Here is an 18,235-nt window from a genome sequence, read left to right as displayed (position 1 = left end):
GTTACCGAAAGCAACTATCAAGCTTGATCCCCTTTCTTCCCTGGAGCAGTCATGTCCAAAACAACCGCCGTGCGCGCCGCCGGCGAAACCCTGACGCAGCGTCAGATCGTCACCGTGATGGTGGGACTCATGCTGGGCATGTTCCTGGCATCCCTGGACCAGACCATCGTGTCCACGTCCATCTACACCATCGCCAACGACCTGGACGGCCTCTCCCTCCAGGCGTGGGCCACCACCGCGTACCTCATCACCTCCACGGTCAGCACCCCGCTGTACGGCAAGCTGAGCGACATCTTCGGCCGCCGCCCGCTGTACCTGATCGCCATCGTGATCTTCCTGGCCGGCTCGCTGTATGCCGGCTCGGTCCACTCCATGACGGAACTGGCCATCGCCCGCGGTGTCCAGGGCCTGGGTGCCGGTGGACTGCTGGCCCTCGCGCTGACCATCATCGGCGACATCGTCTCCTTGAAGGAGCGGGCCAAGTACCAGGGCTACTTCATGTCGGTGTTCGGCATCTCCTCCGTGCTCGGCCCCGTGGTGGGCGGCGCGTTCGCCGGCTCGGCCAACATCCTGGGCTTTGACGGCTGGCGCTGGGTGTTCTTCATCAACCTGCCCATCGGTCTTGCCGCCCTGACAGTGGTGTTCCTTTTCCTGCACCTGCCGGCCAAGCATGTGAAGCAGAAAATCGACTACTTCGGCGCCGCCGCCATCACCCTGGCCATCGTCCCGCTGCTGCTGGTGGCGGAGCAGGGCCGCAGCTGGGGCTGGGCGTCCATGAATTCCTTCCTCTGCTACGGGCTGGGCGTTGCGGGCATCGTCTGGTTCCTGCTGGCCGAAAAGCGGGCCGGCGACTACGCCCTGATCCCGCTGCGGCTCTTCCGGAACGCGACCTTCGGCCTGTCCTCGCTGCTGAACTTCATCATCGGCATCGGCATGTTCGGAGCCATCGCCATGCTCCCGATGTACCTGCAGCTGGTGAAGGGCCTCACGCCCACCGAAGCGGGCCTGATGATGATCACCTTCACCCTGGGCATCCTGACCGGTTCGATCACCGCCGGCCGCACCATCTCGTCGTCGGGCACGTACCGGATCTTCCCCATCATGGGCACCGCCATCCTGACAGCCGCCGCGCTGGTCATGGGCCTGTCCCTGGGCGTGGACACGGGCCTCTGGGTTCCCGGTGTGATCGCCGTATTCTTCGGCATGGGGCTGGGTTTCTGCATGCAGCCGCTCACCCTGGCCATGCAGGTGTCCGTGCCGCCGAAGGACATGGGCGTGGGCACGTCCTCCGCAGCTTTCTTCCGTTCCATGGGCGGCGCCGTGGGCACGGCCGTGTTCATCTCAATGCTGTTCAGCGTGGCCGCGGGCCGGATCGCGGACGGTATGAAGTCCGCGATGGGAAGCGCCGACTACCAGGCTGTTCTCAAGGACCCTGCGGTCGCAGCGGACCCGGCCAACGCCAAGCTCTACGAGTTCTTCCAGAACGGCGCGTCGAACGATTCGCTTAACGACACCAGCTGGCTCCACTCCGCCAACAGCGTGCTCACCCGGCCCATCACGGAGGGCTTCGCGTACGCGATCGACACCGTGATGCTCACAGCCGCAGTACTCACCGGCATCGCCTTCCTCATCAGCTTCGCGCTGCCGAACAAGAAGCTGACCGACCCGAAGGTTGCCAAGGAGCCGGTAGCGGCCCACTAAGGTCCCCAGCTCTGAAACGGAGGACGACGACGGCGGCGCATCCGCCGTCGTCGTCTTTCTGTTTTCAGGGGGCAAGAGTCCCTAAGTGGAACCACGGGCGGTGACGTGCCACACTGTTTAGCGCGTGTGCGCCGGCCGTCTGCCGGTACCGCAGCCGACGATGTCCGCACCGCATCCACCCAACCCCAAACCCAGGGAGCACCATGTCCACCGCCAAGGAGCAGACAACCGCCAAAATACCCCAGCGGGTGATCTGGCTGGCACTGGCAGGCGCGGTGGGTGGCTTCCTGTTCGGCTTTGACTCCTCCGTGGTGAACGGCGCAGTCGACGCCATCAAGGACGAATTCGCACTCTCCGAGGCCGTCACCGGTTTCGCCGTGGCCATCGCCCTGCTGGGCTGCGCCGCGGGTGCCTTCCTCGCCGGCAAGGTCGCTGACCGCTACGGCCGCATCCCTGCCATGAAACTCGGCGCACTGCTGTTCCTGGTCAGCGCCATCGGCACCGGCTTCGCGTTCGGCGTCTGGGACCTGATTTTTTGGCGCCTGGTGGGCGGCCTCGGCATCGGCCTGGCATCGGTGATCGCGCCGGCCTATATTTCCGAGATTTCGCCGCGCCAGGTCCGCGGCCGGCTGGCCTCGCTGCAGCAGCTGGCCATCACCACCGGTATCTTCGCCGCACTCCTGTCCGACGCCCTGTTCGCCACCAGCGCCGGCGGGGCGGACCAGGCCTTCTGGCTGGGCGTCGAGGCCTGGCGCTGGATGTTCCTCGCCGCCGCTGTCCCGGCCGTGGTCTATGGCTGGATCGCCTACACCCTGCCGGAATCACCGCGGTTCCTGGTGGTCCAGGGCAAGGAAGACGAAGCCCGCCAGGTGTTTGACTCCATCGCCCCGTCCGAGGACACCGACCGGCACATCCGCGAGATCCAGGACGCGATCGAAGAGGACAAACTGGCCGGCCAGAAAGGCTCGCTCCGCGGCAAGACCTTCGGACTGCAGGCAGTGGTCTGGATCGGCATCATCCTCTCCGTCCTGCAGCAGTTCGTGGGCATCAACGTGATCTTCTACTACTCCACCACCCTGTGGAAGGCTGTCGGGTTCCAGGAGAAGGACTCGCTCACGATCTCCGTGGCCACCTCCGTCACCAACATCCTGGTGACCCTCGTGGCCATCGCCCTGGTGGACCGGATCGGCCGCCGCCCCATCCTGCTGGCCGGCTCCATCGGCATGGCGGTTTCGCTGGGCACCATGGCCGTGGCGTTCGCCTCGGCGGTTGGCTCCGGCTCCGAGATCTCCCTGCCGGGCGCCTGGGGTCCGGTTGCCCTGGTTGCAGCCAACATCTTTGTGGTCAGCTTCGGCGCGTCCTGGGGCCCGCTGGTCTGGGTGCTGCTCGGCGAGATCTTCCCGTCCCGGATCCGGGCCCGCGCCCTGGGCCTGGCCGCAGCAGCGCAGTGGGTAGCCAACTTCGCCATCACGCTCAGCTTCCCCGTGATGGCAGCCGCTTCGCTGCCGCTGACCTACGCCATGTACGCATTGTTCGCAGCGGCGTCGTTCTTCTTTGTGATGTTCAAGGTGCCCGAGACCAACGGCATGTCCCTGGAGCAGGCCGAGACGCTGTTCGTCCGCAAGGGCTCTGCCGCCTGACCCGGACGCTCTCTCACTTTCTGCAGGTTTTACCGGACCCTCTCTCACTTTCTGCAGAAAACAGCAAACCCTCTTTCACCCGACGAGGTGAAGGAGGGTTTGCTGTTCCCGGCGGCACCGCGCCCGGCTACACCAGGTGCGGCTCGTGCGCAGTCAGGTACTTCCGGCCAACCAGCGCAATGACGATGGCAGCCGCCATCGCCAGTGCCCCGGCAAAGAAGGGGACCTGCGGACCGAAATGCTCACCCAGCTGCGCGGCGGCAAACGGGGCCAGCGCCCCACCCATCCAGCGAACAAAGTTGTAGCCGGCGGAGGCCACGGGCCGCGGCGAATCAGAAACACCCATGGCGAGTTCGGTGTAGATCGTGTTGTTGATGCCCAGCAGCGCACCGGACGCAATGACAAGAACGACGACGGCGGGCACCGAGTGCCCCGCGGCCAGTCCCAGCCCGATCAGGTCCAGCATCAGGACCAGGAGGGTTCCGGCCAGGACACGGACGGCCCCGAAGCGGTTCTGCAGCAAGGGCGCCACAAACACGGAGAAGACCGCCACGGCAACGCCCCAGCCGAAGAACACTCCTCCGATCCCGTACGCGTCCATGCCGAGAATGAACGGCGTGAAGGCCAGGATGGTGAAAAAGCCGTAGTTGTAGAACAGCCCGCTGGCCGCCGTGGTGCGCAGCCCCTTGTGGCCCAGTGCCAGCAGCGGATCCCGCAGCCGGACCTTGCCTGCGGGGAGCGCAGTCTTGGGAAGCAGCACCACCAGGGCCACAAAGGCCGCGGCCATGAGCAAGGCAGTTCCGAAGAACGGTGCCCGCCACTGCCAGCCGCCCAGCAGGGCGCCCAGGAGCGGGCCGAGGGAGATACCCAGGCCGAGGGCGGCCTCGTAGAGGATGATGGCCGTGCCGGCGCCGCCGCTGGCCACCCCCACGATGACCGCCAATGCTGTGGCCACAAACAGGGCATTGCCCAGGCCCCAGCCGGCGCGGAACCCCACGAGCTGGTCAACGCTTCCCGACAGTCCCGAGAGCGAGGCGAAGACGACAATGACGGCCAGGCCAATCAGGAGGGTCTTCTTGCCGCCGATGCGCGAGGACACGAATCCTGTGATCAGCATGGCCACCGCCGTCACCAGGAAGTAGCTGGTGAAAAGCAGCGAAACCTCGCTGGGGGTTGCCTCCAGGTTGACGGCGATCGCGGGCAGGATGGGATCCACCAGCCCGATGCCCATAAAGGCGAACACCGCCGCCAGGGCCGTGGCCCACACGGCCTTGGGTTGCTTGAGCAGCGAGGCCTTTTCAGCCTCGAGCGTTGCTTCTGCCGGCAGTGTCTCTGCGAGCTGGCCATTCATGGAGATGCTCCTAAGTGAAGTGCTGGATCAGTTCTGGAGGGTGGCGTTGATCTTGTCGATGACGGGCAGGGCGGCCGCCAGGGCCGAGCGGTCAGCGTCGCTGAGGGAGCTGAGAATGCCCGCCATCACGGCGTTGCGGCTCTTGTTGGCGGCAGCGACGGCGGCCCGGCCGTCGGCGGTGAGCACCACGCGGACGGCCCTTGAGTCGTTGGGGTCGGGTTCGCGCCGGGCGAGGCCTGCCTTTTCGAGTTTGATGATCTGCTCGGTGGCGCTGGGCACCCTGACGCCCAGGTTCCGCGCGATCTCCCCCACGCGCACACCGTCGTCCAGCAGCATCTTCAGGGTGCTGAGCTGGGCTGCGCTGAGTTCGCCGTCGGAGTCGAGCCTCCGGACAAGGTACACGCTGTGGCGGAGGGCCTCGCGGAAATCGCTGGCAAGGGCCTGGAGCGAATCGTCACGTTCATTCGTAGTCATCGTTAGGCAGCCTAACAGTTAGGTTCCCTAATGGTCAAGGATCAGAGCGTCAGTTTCATGCCCTCATGGCTGGCAGCAAACCCCAGCCGCTCGTAGAACCGGTGGGCCGCCTTCCGGGATTTGTGGGTTGTCAGCTGCATCATTGAACAGCCGCGGCGCCGGGACTCGCCAATGGCCCACTGCACCATCACGTTGCCGATGCCCTGCCCGCGAAGGCTGCCCGCCACCCGCACCCCCTCGATCTGCGAGCGCCACGACCCCTGCCGCGAGATGCCGGGCAGGAAGCTCAGCTGAAACGTGGCAACCACGGGACCGTCCACTGCCCCGGCCGGCACCAACTCTCCGACCACCAGCAGGTGGGAAGGATCGGCGTCGATCGCTGCGAACGCCCGCTCGTAAGGTGCCATGTCCTCGGAACGCTCGCGGCCGGCGCCCATCGAATCATCGGCAAGCAGGCCCACAATGGCGGGGAGGTCCGCGGGTGAGGCGTGCCGGAGGCGGAAGGTCCCGCCGTCGACGTCGGAAGTCAGCAAAGGGGGCAGGGCACCTGGGTTCCGGGTCACCCCACCAGCATTCCACAGCCCTGCGGGCGTGCGTGTACGGTGGAAAAGCTGATTTTGTAACCGCCATCACCCAACCCGGCGGACCACTCGAAGGATTTTGCACATGTCTGAGCAGACCACCACGGGGCAGAGAACTGCCTCCAGCCGGGACAGCGAGCCCCACCTTTCACGTTCGCTGAGCAACCGGCACATCCAGCTTCTGGCCATCGGCGGTGCGATCGGCACCGGCCTGTTTATGGGCTCCGGCAAGACCATTTCGGTGGCCGGGCCGTCCGTGATCTTTGTGTACATGATCATCGGCTTCATGCTGTTTTTTGTGATGCGGGCCATGGGGCAGCTGCTGCTGTCCAACCTCAACTACAAGTCCTTCAGCGACTTCGCCGGCGACCTGCTGGGTCCGTGGGCCGGCTTCTTCACCGGCTGGACCTACTGGTTCTGCTGGGTGGTGACGGGCGTAGCCGATGTGATCGCGATCGCCGGCTACGCCAACGAGCTGTGGCCCGGCATCCAGCTCTGGATCCCCGGCATCGCCACCATCGTGATCCTGCTGCTGCTGAACCTGCCCACCGTGAAGGCGTTTGGTGAGACAGAGTTCTGGTTCGCACTTATCAAGATCGTGGCCATCGTGGCGCTGATCGTGGTGGGCCTGGTCATGATCTTCACCGGTTTCACCTCGGACGCCGGCACGGCCAGCTTCAGCAACCTCTGGAGCCACGGCGGATTCTTCCCCAAGGAATTCATGGGCTTCGTGGCCGGCTTCCAGATCGCCGTGTTCGCGTTTGTGGGCATCGAACTGGTGGGCACCGCCGCCGCCGAAACCAAGGACCCGGAGCACAACCTGCCCCGGGCCATCAACGCCATTCCCCTGCGCGTGATGCTCTTCTACGTTGGCGCCCTGATCATCCTCATGTCCGTCACCCCGTGGACCGAGTTCCAGGCCGGCCACAGCCCGTTTATCGGCATGTTCTCGCTGGCGGGCCTCGGCATGGCCGCGATGGTGGTCAACCTGGTGGTGCTGACGTCCGCGATGTCGTCCGCCAACTCAGGCATCTACTCCACCTCACGCATGGTCTTCGGCCTGGCCAACGACGGCGACGCCCCCAAGCTCTTCGGCCGCCTATCCAGCCGCAAGGTCCCGCAGAACGCCCTTTTCCTGTCCTGCGTGCTGCTGCTCGCCGGCGTGGCCCTGCTCTACGCGGGCAAGGACGTGGGCGTAGCCTTCGACATGGTCACCACCGTGTCCGCCGTCTGCTTTATGTTCGTATGGTCCATCATCCTGGCCAGCTACCTGGTGTTCCGGAAGCGCCGGCCCCAGCTGCACAAGGACGCCACGTTTAAGATGCCGGGTGGCATTCCGATGGTGTGGGTGGTTTTCGCCTTCTTCGCCTTCCTCGTCTGGGCACTCACCACGCAGCCGGACACGCTGACGGCGCTGCTGGTGACGCCCGTCTGGTTCGCCGTGCTGGGAGTTGCGTACGCCGTGGTCCGGAAGTCGCCGCTGCACCAGGCACGGGTGGCTGAGTGGAAGGCAATGGCCGACGCCGAAACCTCCTCGGTCTCCGCGTCCGCCTGATCCAGCTGACGCCAATGGTTCCGCCTCCGCCGCTTTTGAGGCGGTAGAGCGCAACGCACGACGCCGGCACTCGGGCGAGTGCCGGCGTCGTGATTGCAGGAGGGTTCCGGAAAAACCCGCATGATCTGCGAGAGGGTTGCCCAAAACCCGCGGGAAGTGTGAGAGCGTCTAGGCGGGGGTTTTTGCGGCTTCCGCCTGCCGCTCCTCCACCAGGGTGGAGACGGCGTCGAACAGCGGATGGTCCGGAGCGAGCCCCGTGATCCGAACCGTGGCGTCGGCCGGTGAGGACGATGCCAGGATCTGCGCGAGCTCGGTGGCCTCGGCGTCGCCGGGGTCGGTGAAGCGCAGGGCCGCGGCGATCGCGCCCAGCAGCGCTTCGGGCACTATCCCGCGCTCGGCCAGTTCGGCTGCCGGGCCGATGAACCGTTCGTGCCGGCTGAGCTTGCGCAGCGGTGCGCGCCCCACCCGGTTCACGGTGTCCGGCAGGTGCGGGTTGGAGAACCGGACCAGGATCTTGTGGACGTAGGCCTCCTGCTCGTCGTTGCTGAAGCCGTGCTTGGCCACCAGGAGCTGCTTGGTTTCCTCCAGGACTGCGCGGACGTCCTCCGCCACGTCCTGGTCGGCCATGGCGTCGGAGATCTTCTCCAGCCCGGCCTCAAAACCCAGGTACGCCGCGGAGGCGTGGCCCGTGTTGACCGTGAACAGCTTCCGTTCGATGTAGGGCGAGAGCTCGTCCACGAACGTGGCCCCCGGGATCACCGGTGCCGCGCCGCCGAACGCCGTCCGGTCGATGACCCATTCGTAGAACGTCTCCACCGTGACATCCAGGCCCTGTCCGGGTTCCTGGTTGGGCACGATCCGGTCCACGGCGGTGTTCGCGAACACCGCCGCGGAGTCGAGGGACCCGGCGGCGTTGTCCCAAAGCCCGGCGACCTCGGCGCGCAGGATGTCCGTGGCGTTAATGGCGTTCTCGCAGGCCATGACCTGCAGGGGCGCCAGCCCGGCTTCCCGCGACGCGATGCCCCTGGTGATGGCGGGCGCCACGAATTTCAGGATGTGCGGGCCCACTGCGGTGGTGACGATGTCCGCCGTCGCGATCTCCCGGACGAGTTCCGCATCCTGCGTGCCCGAGTTCAGCGCGCGGAAATTGTCAACGGTCCGCACGGTGGGGTTTTCCCCCACCTCGTGGACGTTGTAGCTGTCAGCTGCTGCCAGCTGGCCAATGAGGTCCTCGGCAACGTCCGCGAACACCACCTCATACCCGGCCTGGTGCAGCAGCAGCCCCACAAAGCCGCGGCCGATGTTTCCGGCTCCGAAATGTACTGCCTTCACTATGCGTTGACCTTTCCGAACAGCTCCAGGACTTCATCTACGGACGTTGCGGCCTCCAGCTGGGCCACCTGGGCCTTGTTGGTGAAGACCTTCGCGATCGAGGACAGGATGTGGAGGTGTTCGTTGTTGATGCCAGCCACGCCCACCACGAACTTGACCTGCTTGCCGTTCCAGTCGATGCCCTCGGGGTAGCGGATCACGGAGACGGCGGACTTCATGATGTGGTCCTTGGCTGCGTTGGTGCCGTGCGGGATGGCCAGGTAGCTGCCCATGTACGTGGACACGGACTCCTCACGCTCGTGCATTGCCGTGATGTAGCCCTCGTCCACGGCGCCGCGGGCCAGCAGGAGCCGGCCGGCTTCGTCGATCGCGTCATCGCGGGTGGTGGCGGTGCCGTTGAGGATGACGCTGTCGGCCACCAGGATGTCGGACGGCGCGACGGCGGCGGGTGCCGCGGGCGCACCGTCGCCTTGGGCGGTGTCCGCCGGAGTCTCGGCGGCGTGGGCACCATGGCCGGCGTCAGCACCGGCGTCGGACGCTTCCGGAGCGTTGCTCTTCTTGACCAGGTCAACAATCTCGTCGTATCGCGGGCTGCTCATGAAGTTGTCCACGGAGTAGTGCACCGCGCTGGACGTTGCAGGTTTGGCCCGTTCCGTCAGGTCCTGGTGCGTGATCACCACGTCGTAGGTGTCGGTCAGGTTGGCGATGGCGGCGTTGGTGACCTTGACGTCCGGGAAGCCGGCGGCCTTGATCTTGTTCCGCAGCACCGAGGCTCCCATGGCGCTGGAGCCCATGCCGGCGTCGCAGGCGAACACGATGTTCCTGACCGGTCCGGCCATCACGGCAACTCCGCCACCCGCACCGGCACCCGTCAGGGCTGAGGAGACTGAACTCTTTTTGCCCTTCATGTCCTCCATCTTCGACGTGGCGGCGCTGAGGTCGCCCTCATCGCTGTGGCGGGTGGTCTTCAGGATCACCGACGCGACGACAAAGGAAGCTGCTGTGGCGAGCAGGACCGCGAGGATCACGCCGAAATAGCTGTCGCGGGCGGTCTGGGCCAGCACCGCGATGATGGACCCGGGAGCGGACGGCGCCACGAGGCCGGAGTTGGTGATGGCCAGGGTGGCGATGCCCGTCATGCCGCCTGCAATCGCCGCCAGGATCAGCAGCGGGCGCATCAGGACGTACGGGAAGTAGATTTCGTGGATGCCGCCCAGGAAGTGGATGATCGCCGCGCCCGGGGCTGACGCCTTTGCGGCACCGCGGCCGAAGAACATGTACGCGAGCAGAATGCCCAGGCCGGGGCCGGGGTTGGCCTCCAGCAGGAACAGGATGGACTTGCCCTGCTCAAGGGACTGCTGGATGCCCAGCGGGGTGAGGACACCGTGGTTGATGGCGTTGTTCAGGAACAGCACCTTGGCGGGCTCAATGAAGATGCTGGTCAGCGGCAGCAGGCCGTTGCTGACCAGGAACTGGACCACGTTGCCGGCGGCAGTGCTGAAGGCCGTGACCAGCGGGGAGATCCCGTAGAAGCCCAGCATGGCCAGCAAACCGCCCCAGATGCCGGCGGAGAAGTTGTTTACCAGCATCTCGAAGCCGGGGCGGATCTTGCCGTCCCAGAGCGAATCGATCTTCTTCATGGTCCAGCCGCCGAGGGGGCCCATGATCATGGCACCGATGAACATCGGGATGCCGGCGCCGACGATCACGCCCATGGTGCCGATGGCGCCCACCACGCCGCCGCGGACGTCGTAGACCATCCGGCCGCCGGTGTAGGCGATCAGGAGGGGCAGGAGGTAGGTGATCATGGGGCCGACGAGGCCAACATAGGGCACACCTTCGGCGTTGGCGCCGAAGCCGCCCAATGCCGGGACGGGGATCCAGCCCTTCTCGATGAAGAGGGCCGTGATGAGGCCCCAGGCGATGAACGCCCCGATGTTGGGCATGATCATCCCGGACAGGAACGTCCCGAACTTCTGGACGCCAACCCGCACGCTGGTGCGGGGTTTTGCAACTGTCTGCGTTGCCATGTGATTTCCTAACCGTGATTCCTGCTGCTCCGCAGGATGGTCCGATATTTCGACGACGGTACTGCCTGTGCAAAAGGTGGTGCAGTGTGGCTTGGGACCTGCTAGCTGCTGGTGGAGATCCGGTGAAGCCATTCGAGGAAGAGTTTGAGTTCCGAGCTTGAGAGCTGGTCTGAGTGCGACGCCTGAAGTGCGGCATTCAGGGCAATCGCTGCCACCACCACCGAGGACTTCCCGGAGTCATCAGGACTGCCGCCGGCAGCCTGGTCCGCGGACACCGCAAAAATCATGGCGTCCCGCGTCATGGTGGACAATTCAAGGTTCCGTTCGGCGGCAGGCTCCGCAATCAGCATGAGGGTCACCCCCACGTTGGCGGCCAGGATGGACCTGGCTGCTTCCCGCGGCTGGACGTTCAGCTGGCCTGCCACTGCTGCCTTGTTCAGCATCTCCTCCATCAGGGCCTCGGCATCGGCAACGATGGCGGGGCGGCTTTCAGGACGGATATTGCCGAACATCACCAGGTACAGTTCCGGCTGGTTCAGCCCGAACTGGACGTGGTTGTCCCACATCCGCCGGATATCCTCCAGCGGGTGCCCGGACGGGGCGAAATCCCTTTCGCCCGCGACATATTCTTCAAATCCCGCGGCGACAACGGCGTCGAAAAGACCTTCCTTGTCGCCGAAGTGGTGGTACAGCGTGGGCGCGGTGACGCCTGCCAGCTGCGTGATCTGGCGGGTGGAGACCGGTGAGCCCGCAGAGTTTGCCAGCAATTCGGCCGCCGCACGCAACAGTCGCATTTTGGGGGGAAGCTGGCCATCCAAACTCATAACCGCTACCCTATCACCTATAGCATTGCTATATGAACTGAATCACATACAATTTTTTCAGGCACGTTTCGCGCCACCTGACGTAGCAGTCACGGCGCCCCCGGCATGGCGCCGGGAACCTTGGCGGGCCTGGCTATCGGCAGAGAATGAGGACCTTCAGTGCAGAACTTCCCAGGAGTTGGCGTCAGCCCCGGCCGCATCATCGGCACCGTCCGGCAGATGCCTAAACCGATCAGCGAACCCCCGGCAGGCGAACAGCTGAGTGCGGGGACCTCTGCGGAGGACGCCACGGCGGCCCTTAAGGCGGCCTCGCAGGCCGTCCACGACGAACTCAAGGCCCGGGCAGCGCACGCCACCGGAGACGGCAAGGCCGTCCTGGAAGCCACGGCGCTGATGGCCAAGGACACCATGCTGATCAAGGGCGCCGCCAAGCTCGTGGCCCGCGGCCTCTCAACCGAGCGCGCCATCTGGGAATCCGGTTCCTCCGTCTCGGAAATGCTCCATAACCTCGGCGGCTACATGGCCGAACGAGCCACCGACGTCCTGGATGTCCGCGCCCGGATTGTGGCCGCACTTCGCGGCGTCCCCGCGCCCGGCATCCCCACCTCCAGCACGCCGTTTGTGCTGGTGGCCGAGGACCTGGCCCCGGCCGACACCGCAACCCTGGACCCCAACAAGGTCCTGGCACTCGTGACCGCGGGCGGCGGGCCGCAGTCCCATACGGCCATCATCGCGCGTTCGCTGGGCCTGCCGGCCGTCGTGGCTGCCGTGGGAGTCGACGACCTCGCGGACGGCACGGAAGTGTACGTTGACGGCGCCGCGGGCAACATCACCGCCGAACCCGATGACTCGCTGCGCGCCGCAGCGGATGCCTGGGCGGCCACGGCTTCCCTGCTGGCCGAGTTCAGTGGCACGGGCACGACGGCGGACGGCCACCTGGTGCCGCTGCTCGCCAACGTCGGCGGCGGCAAGGATGCCGAGGCGGCCGCGAAACTGGGCGCCCAGGGCGTGGGCCTCTTCCGGACCGAATTCTGCTTCCTGGAGCGGGACTCCGAGCCCTCCGTGGAGGAGCAGGCCGCGGCCTACAAGAGCGTTTTTGATGCGTTCCCGGGAAAGAAGGTGGTGCTGCGTACGCTCGACGCCGGCGCCGATAAGCCGCTCCCGTTCCTGACGGACTCCACCGAGCCCAACCCGGCCCTGGGTGTCCGCGGCTACCGCACGGACTTCACCACGCCCGGCGTCCTGGACCGCCAGCTGGAGGCCATCGCCCTGGCCGAGCAGCAGTCCGAAGCAGACGTGTGGGTCATGGCTCCGATGATTTCGACGGCTGAAGAAGCCGCCCGCTTCGCTTCCATGTGCGCCGACGCCGGCATCAAGACGCCCGGGGTGATGGTGGAGGTCCCGTCCGCCGCGCTCACCGCCGAGGCCATCCTGCGCGAGGTGGGCTTCGCGAGCCTGGGCACCAACGATCTCACCCAGTACGCCATGGCCGCCGACCGCCAGCTCGGTCCGCTGGCCAACCTGAACACGCCGTGGCAGCCCGCCGTGCTGCGCCTGGTGGGGCTCACAGTGGAAGGCTCCCGCGCGGAAGGCCACAACAAACCTGTGGGCGTCTGCGGCGAGGCCGCCGCCGACCCGGCCCTCGCCGTCGTACTTACCGGGCTGGGCGTGACCACGCTGTCCATGACCGCGCGGTCCCTGGCCGCCGTGGCAGCGGTCCTGAAGACAGTGACCCTCGCCGAGGCGCAACAGCTGGCCAAGCTGGCGCTGTCCGCACCCAGTGCAACCGAAGCACGCGCCTGGGTCCGCGAAAAACTGCCGGTACTCGAAGAACTCGGACTCTGACGCGGCTCCCCCGCGCCAACACCTACCAGGAGGAACAATGCCCGAACGCATCGCCACCATCGCCAGCCGCTCCGGCCTGCACGCCCGGCCGGCCGCTCTTTTCGCCGAGGCTGCGGGCGACGTGGGAGTGGAAGTCACCATCGCCATGCAGGGCGAACCCGCGGATGAGGCACTGGATGCCTCCAGCATCCTCTCGCTGATGACGCTGGGCGCGGCCAAGGGCGACGTGGTGGTTTTGCGCGCCGAAGGGGACGGGGCCGACGCCGCGCTCGATTCCCTGGTCAAGCTCCTGGAAACGGACCTCGACGCCGAATAGGGGCCGGACGAAGTACCGTCGGGCGGATTCCTGTCAGGCGAAGTGCAGTCAGGCGGACACACCGAAGCCGTCTGCGGCGCGGACCCAGCCGCTGATCGCTGCGGCGGTGGCCTGCGTTGCCGTGTGCTGCAGGACGTGGCCCGCCCCGGGGACCTCCGCGAAGCTGCCTTGCTGCGCCAGCGCGGCGAGGCGTTCGCACCACGGGCGGCGTCCCACCGGGTCACTGCTTCCGCGCATCACCAGCACGGGCTGGCTGACGCCCTGGATCCGGGAGTCGAGGGGATATCCCATCATGACGGGCAGCTGGGTCAGGTACCAGCGCGGACCGGCCCGGAAATAATCCCTGAAGACGATGGCGTTCGAGGACAGCGATTCGCTGAACATGGCATCACGGGTCAGCGCCAGCGCCTGGAGCGGCACGGACTTCCTGGTGCTGTCCACCACCGGACCCATCAGGACCAGGCCGGCCACCAGCCCAGGCTCCTGGAGGGCAAGCTCCACCGCGTACTGGGTGCCCATGGAGTGCCCGATCACCACGCAGGACCGGACTCCGGCGTCGGCCAGCACGCTTTTCACAAATGCCGCGTACTCCCCCACGGCCACCTGGCGGCCTGGCCGCGGGGCGTCACCGAAGCCGGGCAGGTCGAAAGTGTAGACGTCCGCCTCCGAGGCCAGCTCGCGGTGCAGCCGTGCGAAATAGCGGTGCGAGACGCCGATGCCGTGCAGCAGCACGTATGTGCGGCGGCTGCCGCTCCTGCTGTCGCGCGGCGGCGCCGAGGCATAGACCCGCCCGGTCAGGCCGCCCGACGTCACGTCCCGGCCATCACCAAGTTTCATCAGGCGAGCTTACCGCCGCTGCTTCGGCAGGACAGGGTTAGGCTGTTGCCCATGGCACTGATAGCTCCCCGGATGACCGCCGGCCTGCCGGTTGAGGATGCAGAGAAACTGCAGCGCGCGCTGGAGGGCAGCCATGACATCACTGTTTTTGTGGACGGCACCGTCCACCGGCTGCCTCCGCAGGCGCGGGACGCCGTCGTTGATCTGCTCGGCCGCTTCAGCCGCGGCGAGGCAGTGGCCGTCAGCAGCGTGGAGGAAGTGCTCACTACTTCCCAGGCGGCGGAGCTTGCCGGAATCTCCCACACCTTCCTGCGCAACATGACCGACCGCGGCGAAATACCGGTGGAGTACCGCGGCACGCACCGCAGGATCAGGCGGGCGGCGATCACGGCCTGGCTGGACCAGCAACGGAAGACGGAGCAGGCGAAGCAGCGGGCAAGCGAAAATGACGGTTCCGCCGCCGCTGAATGACGGAGTGATAAGGATCAAGCAACGATCTCGGCCAGGCCTTAAAACAGGCAAGCGACCGGGGTTAGGCTTGAATTGTGGCGAAATTCAGAGGGTTGCACGTGGTGGCGGGCATTGCCGCCATGCTGGTTGCCGCCATGCTGGGATCAGCCATGCGGCTGAATAACACCGCCGTGGTGATGTCCAGCTGCGTGGTGTTCGTGGCCGTTGCCATGTGGGCCGACAGTGCCATCGCCAAGCGCCGCCGCGAAGCGTCGAACCTGTCCGAAACCCTGACCCTGCAGCAGGCAGCCTCCCTTGACCAGGCCACCTCCCTGGAACCCGGCCACGAAGCAGCTCCGGCCACCCGCCAGGACATTCCACCACGCGGCGCCCAGGACCAGTCCCTGGCACCCGGGGAGCCGTCCAAGCATGAGGGAAACGCCGCTTAGTTCCGGGGCCCCTCAGTCCTGGGTCCCTAAATCCTGGGCCGTGCCGCCCAACGGCGCATTTTCAGGGCGGCATGCAGCTCAAGCCGGGGCATACCCTTGAGCGGGTCCACCCCGAGCAGGGCGCGGATGCGGCCCAGCCGGTTGTAGATGCTGCTGCGGTGCAGATGAAGTTTGGTGGCCACGTCCTGCACGGCCCCGTCGTTGTCATACAGCAGCTCCAGGACAGGAATGAGTTCACCGTTCCGGTCATGGTCCTCCAGGATCCGGAAGTAGACCGACCCGGAATCCGCCCAGGCGCCCGCACCGCCGCCGGCCGAAGCCAGCAGCTGGTAAACCCCGGTGGCCCGGCAGTCCACCAGCTCACCCAACTGCGGATCCACCGCTGCGGCCTGGGCTGCCTGCTTGGATTGCCGGTACGCCTCGGCGAAATCACGGGTCCTGGCGAAGCCCTCGCTGATTCCCAGGATGATGCGGTGCACCGGGCGGCCGGAGCGTTTGGCCAGTTCCAGCTGATAGTGGACCAGCACCTGGGCGTGGTTGGCCCGACCGGTGGACTCCTTGAACAACACCACCGAATGCGTTTCGGTGCCCGCACTGAACAGGGCCACGTCCACCCCGATCGTGGCCTGCAGGGCTGCCGACCGGTGGATCAGCGTGGACGCGATGGGGTCCGGCCCTCCGGCCCAGCCGTCGGCGTCCAGGACCGTGACCATCTGCCACGGCCCTTTGCCCTGGATCTCCTTCCATCCCGCAATGGCCGCCGCGGCGTTGGCCTCGCCGGAACAGGCCGCCAGGAATTCCCGCTCACGGCCGCGGCGGAACTCCGATTCAGCAGTGTTGGAGTCCAGCAGGAGCCCGGAGAGCAGCTCGATCTCGTGGTTCACCTCCGGCAACTGGGTGAGGATCGCCGTCGGGTTTTCCTCTGCCGAGTCCTGCTGGACCCACAGATAACCCACCCGGAAGCCGCGCACCATCAGCGGGACACAGACGCGGCCCAGCATGCCAAGCTCCGGGTTGGCGGGGATGACGACGGGGCGGACCGCCGTGGCGATGCCGTGTGACAGCTGCCAGGCGCTGACGTCCACGGGGACGCGTTTGCTCAACAGGAAGTTGACCCGGACCCGGTCAGCGTGGGACTGGTTGGAGCTGTAGGCGAGCAGCAGGCCGTCCAGGTCCTCCAGCGAAAGTCCCCGCCCAAGCTTCTGCGCCACCCCCTCCACAAGCTGTTCCACATCCTGCTGCTGCATGGGCCAACAGTACTGCTGTGGCGGGCGATACCGCGAACGGACACGAGGCGACACCTGACGCTTGCACGCTGGACAAATGTCGAGAAGGCTTTCCTGAAATCCGCGGAATGGCGGGCTAGGGGTGGCGGCGGCTTCCCGGATTTATGTCGCCTGCCTCACAACCGGATTTATTCTGGAATCACAACTTCCCCCGCAATACAAGGGCCTTTCGGGCCCGTGAAAATGGAGCCCAGAATGATCATCGGTGTCCCCAAAGAGATCAAAAACAACGAATTCCGCGTGGCCATCACCGCGGCAGGCGTCAACGAATTCCGCACCCACGGCCACGCGGTCCTGGTGGAGCGCGGCGCGGGCCTGGGCTCCGGCATCACGGATGAGGAATACGCGATCGCCGGTGCCGAGATCGTCGCCGACGCCGACGACGTCTGGGCACGCGCCGACATGGTCATGAAGGTCAAGGAACCCATCAAGGCGGAATACCACCGCTTCCGCAAGGGCCTGATCCTCTTCACCTACCTCCATCTTGCAGCCGAGCCCGAACTGACCCGGGAACTGATCAACTCCGGCGTCACGGCCATCGCCTACGAAACCGTCCAGGAAGGCCGCACCCTTCCGTTGCTGGCCCCGATGTCCGAGGTCGCCGGCCGCCTCTCCGTCCAGGTGGGCGCCACCTCCCTCATGGCCCCTGCGGGCGGCAAAGGTGTGCTGCTCGGCGGCGTTCCGGGCGTCCGTCCCGCGAAGGTCGTGGTCCTGGGCGCCGGCGTGGCAGGCACCAACGCTGCAGCCATGGCACTGGGCCTCGGTGCTGACGTCACCATCCTGGACATCAACATCAACCGGCTCCGCGAGCTGGACGCCCAGTACCAGGGCCGCCTGAAGACCGTGGCCTCCAACAAGTACGAGATCGAAAAGTCCGTGGTGGATGCCGACCTGGTCATCGGTTCCGTCCTGATTCCGGGCGCCAAGGCACCCAAGCTGGTCAGCAACGAACTCGTGGCCCGCATGAAGCCCGGCTCCGTGCTGGTGGACATCGCCGTGGACCAGGGCGGCTGCTTCGAAGACACCCACCCCACCACGCACCAGGAACCCACGTACAAGGTCCACAACACGATCTTCTACTGCGTCGCCAACATGCCGGGCGCCGTCCCCAACACGTCCACCTACGCCCTGACCAACGTCACCCTGAGGTACGCCGTCTCCTTGGCCAACCTTGGCGTCAAGGCAGCCTTCGACCGGGACCCCGCCCTCGCAGCCGGCCTCAACATCGCAGCCGGCCACGTGGCGCACCACTCCGTATCCGAGGCACACAACCTGCCGCTCGTAGCGGACTGGCACGAACTGGTCTCCGCGTAAGGCTTGATCCGTCCGCTGCGCTGGACGACACACATCCTCGGCGTGCTGCTCCTCCGTCGCTCTGACGCACGCTGCCGGATGTCTGTCGTCCAGCGTTCGTGCTTAAGCCCTTTCAGAAGCCAGGGCGGGTTCTAGCGGTCGTTGCAACACCCAGAATTTTTGGGAGTTGCAACGACCGTGTCGTTTTTAACGAAAGAAGCTGTCGGCCGGAGGAAATATACGCCGGAGCAGAAGGCGCAGTTCTTTTCCG

15 protein-coding genes and 1 pseudogene are annotated in these 18,235 nt (G+C 66.0%); 8 read left to right on the top strand and 8 right to left on the bottom strand.

Annotated elements, in window-relative coordinates; all coding sequences use genetic code 11:
- The first annotated feature begins 51 nt into the window (after positions 1-51).
- Complete coding sequence (locus EYS21_RS22100) at positions 52-1,701, top strand: MDR family MFS transporter (RefSeq protein WP_131135395.1); 1,650 nt, start codon at positions 52-54, stop codon at positions 1,699-1,701.
- Positions 1,702-1,904: 203 nt separating this feature from the next.
- Complete coding sequence (locus tag EYS21_RS22095; protein ID WP_131135394.1) at positions 1,905-3,341, top strand: sugar porter family MFS transporter; 1,437 nt, start codon at positions 1,905-1,907, stop codon at positions 3,339-3,341.
- Between the two features lie 127 nt (positions 3,342-3,468).
- Here the strand turns inward: EYS21_RS22095 and EYS21_RS22090 are convergent, their stop codons facing one another.
- The 3 genes from EYS21_RS22090 to EYS21_RS22080 are packed head-to-tail and all read right to left on the bottom strand — an operon-like array spanning position 3,469 to position 5,729.
- A complete protein-coding gene (locus EYS21_RS22090) occupies positions 3,469-4,692 on the bottom strand; it encodes an MFS transporter (protein ID WP_131135393.1) in 1,224 nt (407 codons plus the stop codon).
- A 27-nt stretch (positions 4,693-4,719) separates the two neighbouring features.
- Positions 4,720-5,166: a MarR family transcriptional regulator gene (locus EYS21_RS22085; RefSeq protein ID WP_131135392.1), complete on the bottom strand. Its 447-nt coding sequence runs from the start codon at positions 5,164-5,166 to the stop codon at positions 4,720-4,722.
- 41 nt (positions 5,167-5,207) lie between these two features.
- Complete coding sequence (locus EYS21_RS22080) at positions 5,208-5,729, bottom strand: GNAT family N-acetyltransferase (RefSeq protein ID WP_242633565.1); 522 nt, start codon at positions 5,727-5,729, stop codon at positions 5,208-5,210.
- Between the two features lie 103 nt (positions 5,730-5,832).
- On the opposite strand from EYS21_RS22080, the gene EYS21_RS22075 reads away from it, so the two are divergent.
- Complete coding sequence (locus EYS21_RS22075; RefSeq protein WP_131135391.1) at positions 5,833-7,302, top strand: amino acid permease; 1,470 nt, start codon at positions 5,833-5,835, stop codon at positions 7,300-7,302.
- 168 nt (positions 7,303-7,470) lie between these two features.
- Here the strand turns inward: EYS21_RS22075 and EYS21_RS22070 are convergent, their stop codons facing one another.
- From EYS21_RS22070 to EYS21_RS22060, 3 genes are all read right to left on the bottom strand, one after another.
- Entirely contained in the window at positions 7,471-8,634 is a 1,164-nt protein-coding gene (locus EYS21_RS22070; protein WP_131135390.1) for a mannitol-1-phosphate 5-dehydrogenase, read from the bottom strand.
- Complete coding sequence (locus tag EYS21_RS22065) at positions 8,634-10,664, bottom strand: PTS mannitol transporter subunit IICBA (protein ID WP_131135389.1); 2,031 nt, start codon at positions 10,662-10,664, stop codon at positions 8,634-8,636. Before EYS21_RS22065 ends, EYS21_RS22070 begins: the two co-directional genes overlap by 1 nt.
- A 101-nt stretch (positions 10,665-10,765) precedes the next feature.
- A complete protein-coding gene (locus EYS21_RS22060) occupies positions 10,766-11,488 on the bottom strand; it encodes a TetR/AcrR family transcriptional regulator (protein ID WP_131135388.1) in 723 nt (240 codons plus the stop codon).
- 159 nt (positions 11,489-11,647) lie between these two features.
- Between EYS21_RS22060 and ptsP the strand changes: the two genes are divergently transcribed.
- Together ptsP and EYS21_RS22050 are read left to right on the top strand one after the other, a co-directional pair.
- On the top strand, positions 11,648-13,333 hold the full coding sequence (gene ptsP, locus EYS21_RS22055; protein WP_131135387.1) for a phosphoenolpyruvate--protein phosphotransferase: 1,686 nt from the start codon (positions 11,648-11,650) through the stop codon (positions 13,331-13,333).
- A 37-nt stretch (positions 13,334-13,370) separates the two neighbouring features.
- Entirely contained in the window at positions 13,371-13,649 is a 279-nt protein-coding gene (locus EYS21_RS22050) for an HPr family phosphocarrier protein (protein WP_131135386.1), read from the top strand.
- A gap of 48 nt (positions 13,650-13,697) precedes the next feature.
- Here the strand turns inward: EYS21_RS22050 and EYS21_RS22045 are convergent, their stop codons facing one another.
- Positions 13,698-14,486, bottom strand: coding sequence for an alpha/beta fold hydrolase (locus EYS21_RS22045; RefSeq protein WP_131135385.1), 789 nt, complete (start codon positions 14,484-14,486; stop codon positions 13,698-13,700).
- 51 nt (positions 14,487-14,537) lie between these two features.
- On the opposite strand from EYS21_RS22045, the gene EYS21_RS22040 reads away from it, so the two are divergent.
- On the top strand, positions 14,538-14,957 hold the full coding sequence (locus EYS21_RS22040; protein ID WP_131135384.1) for a helix-turn-helix domain-containing protein: 420 nt from the start codon (positions 14,538-14,540) through the stop codon (positions 14,955-14,957).
- 74 nt (positions 14,958-15,031) lie between these two features.
- Positions 15,032-15,385 carry a hypothetical protein gene (locus EYS21_RS22035; protein WP_207307859.1) on the top strand — a complete coding sequence of 118 codons (354 nt, stop codon included), beginning with the start codon at positions 15,032-15,034 and terminating at the stop codon, positions 15,383-15,385.
- 26 nt (positions 15,386-15,411) lie between these two features.
- On the opposite strand, the pseudogene EYS21_RS22030 reads toward EYS21_RS22035, so the two are convergent.
- A pseudogene (locus EYS21_RS22030) lies at positions 15,412-16,741 on the bottom strand (helix-turn-helix domain-containing protein).
- Between the two features lie 125 nt (positions 16,742-16,866).
- Here EYS21_RS22030 and ald point away from each other — a divergent pair.
- On the top strand, positions 16,867-17,985 hold the full coding sequence (ald, locus tag EYS21_RS22025) for an alanine dehydrogenase (RefSeq protein WP_131135382.1): 1,119 nt from the start codon (positions 16,867-16,869) through the stop codon (positions 17,983-17,985).
- Positions 17,986-18,235: the final 250 nt, after the last annotated feature.

Source organism: Arthrobacter sp. S39, assembly GCF_004320525.1.
Taxonomy (GTDB): Bacteria; Actinomycetota; Actinomycetes; order Actinomycetales; family Micrococcaceae; genus Arthrobacter.
Note: the sequence above shows the minus strand (reverse complement) of the source record. Positions and strands in the feature narration are given on the sequence as shown.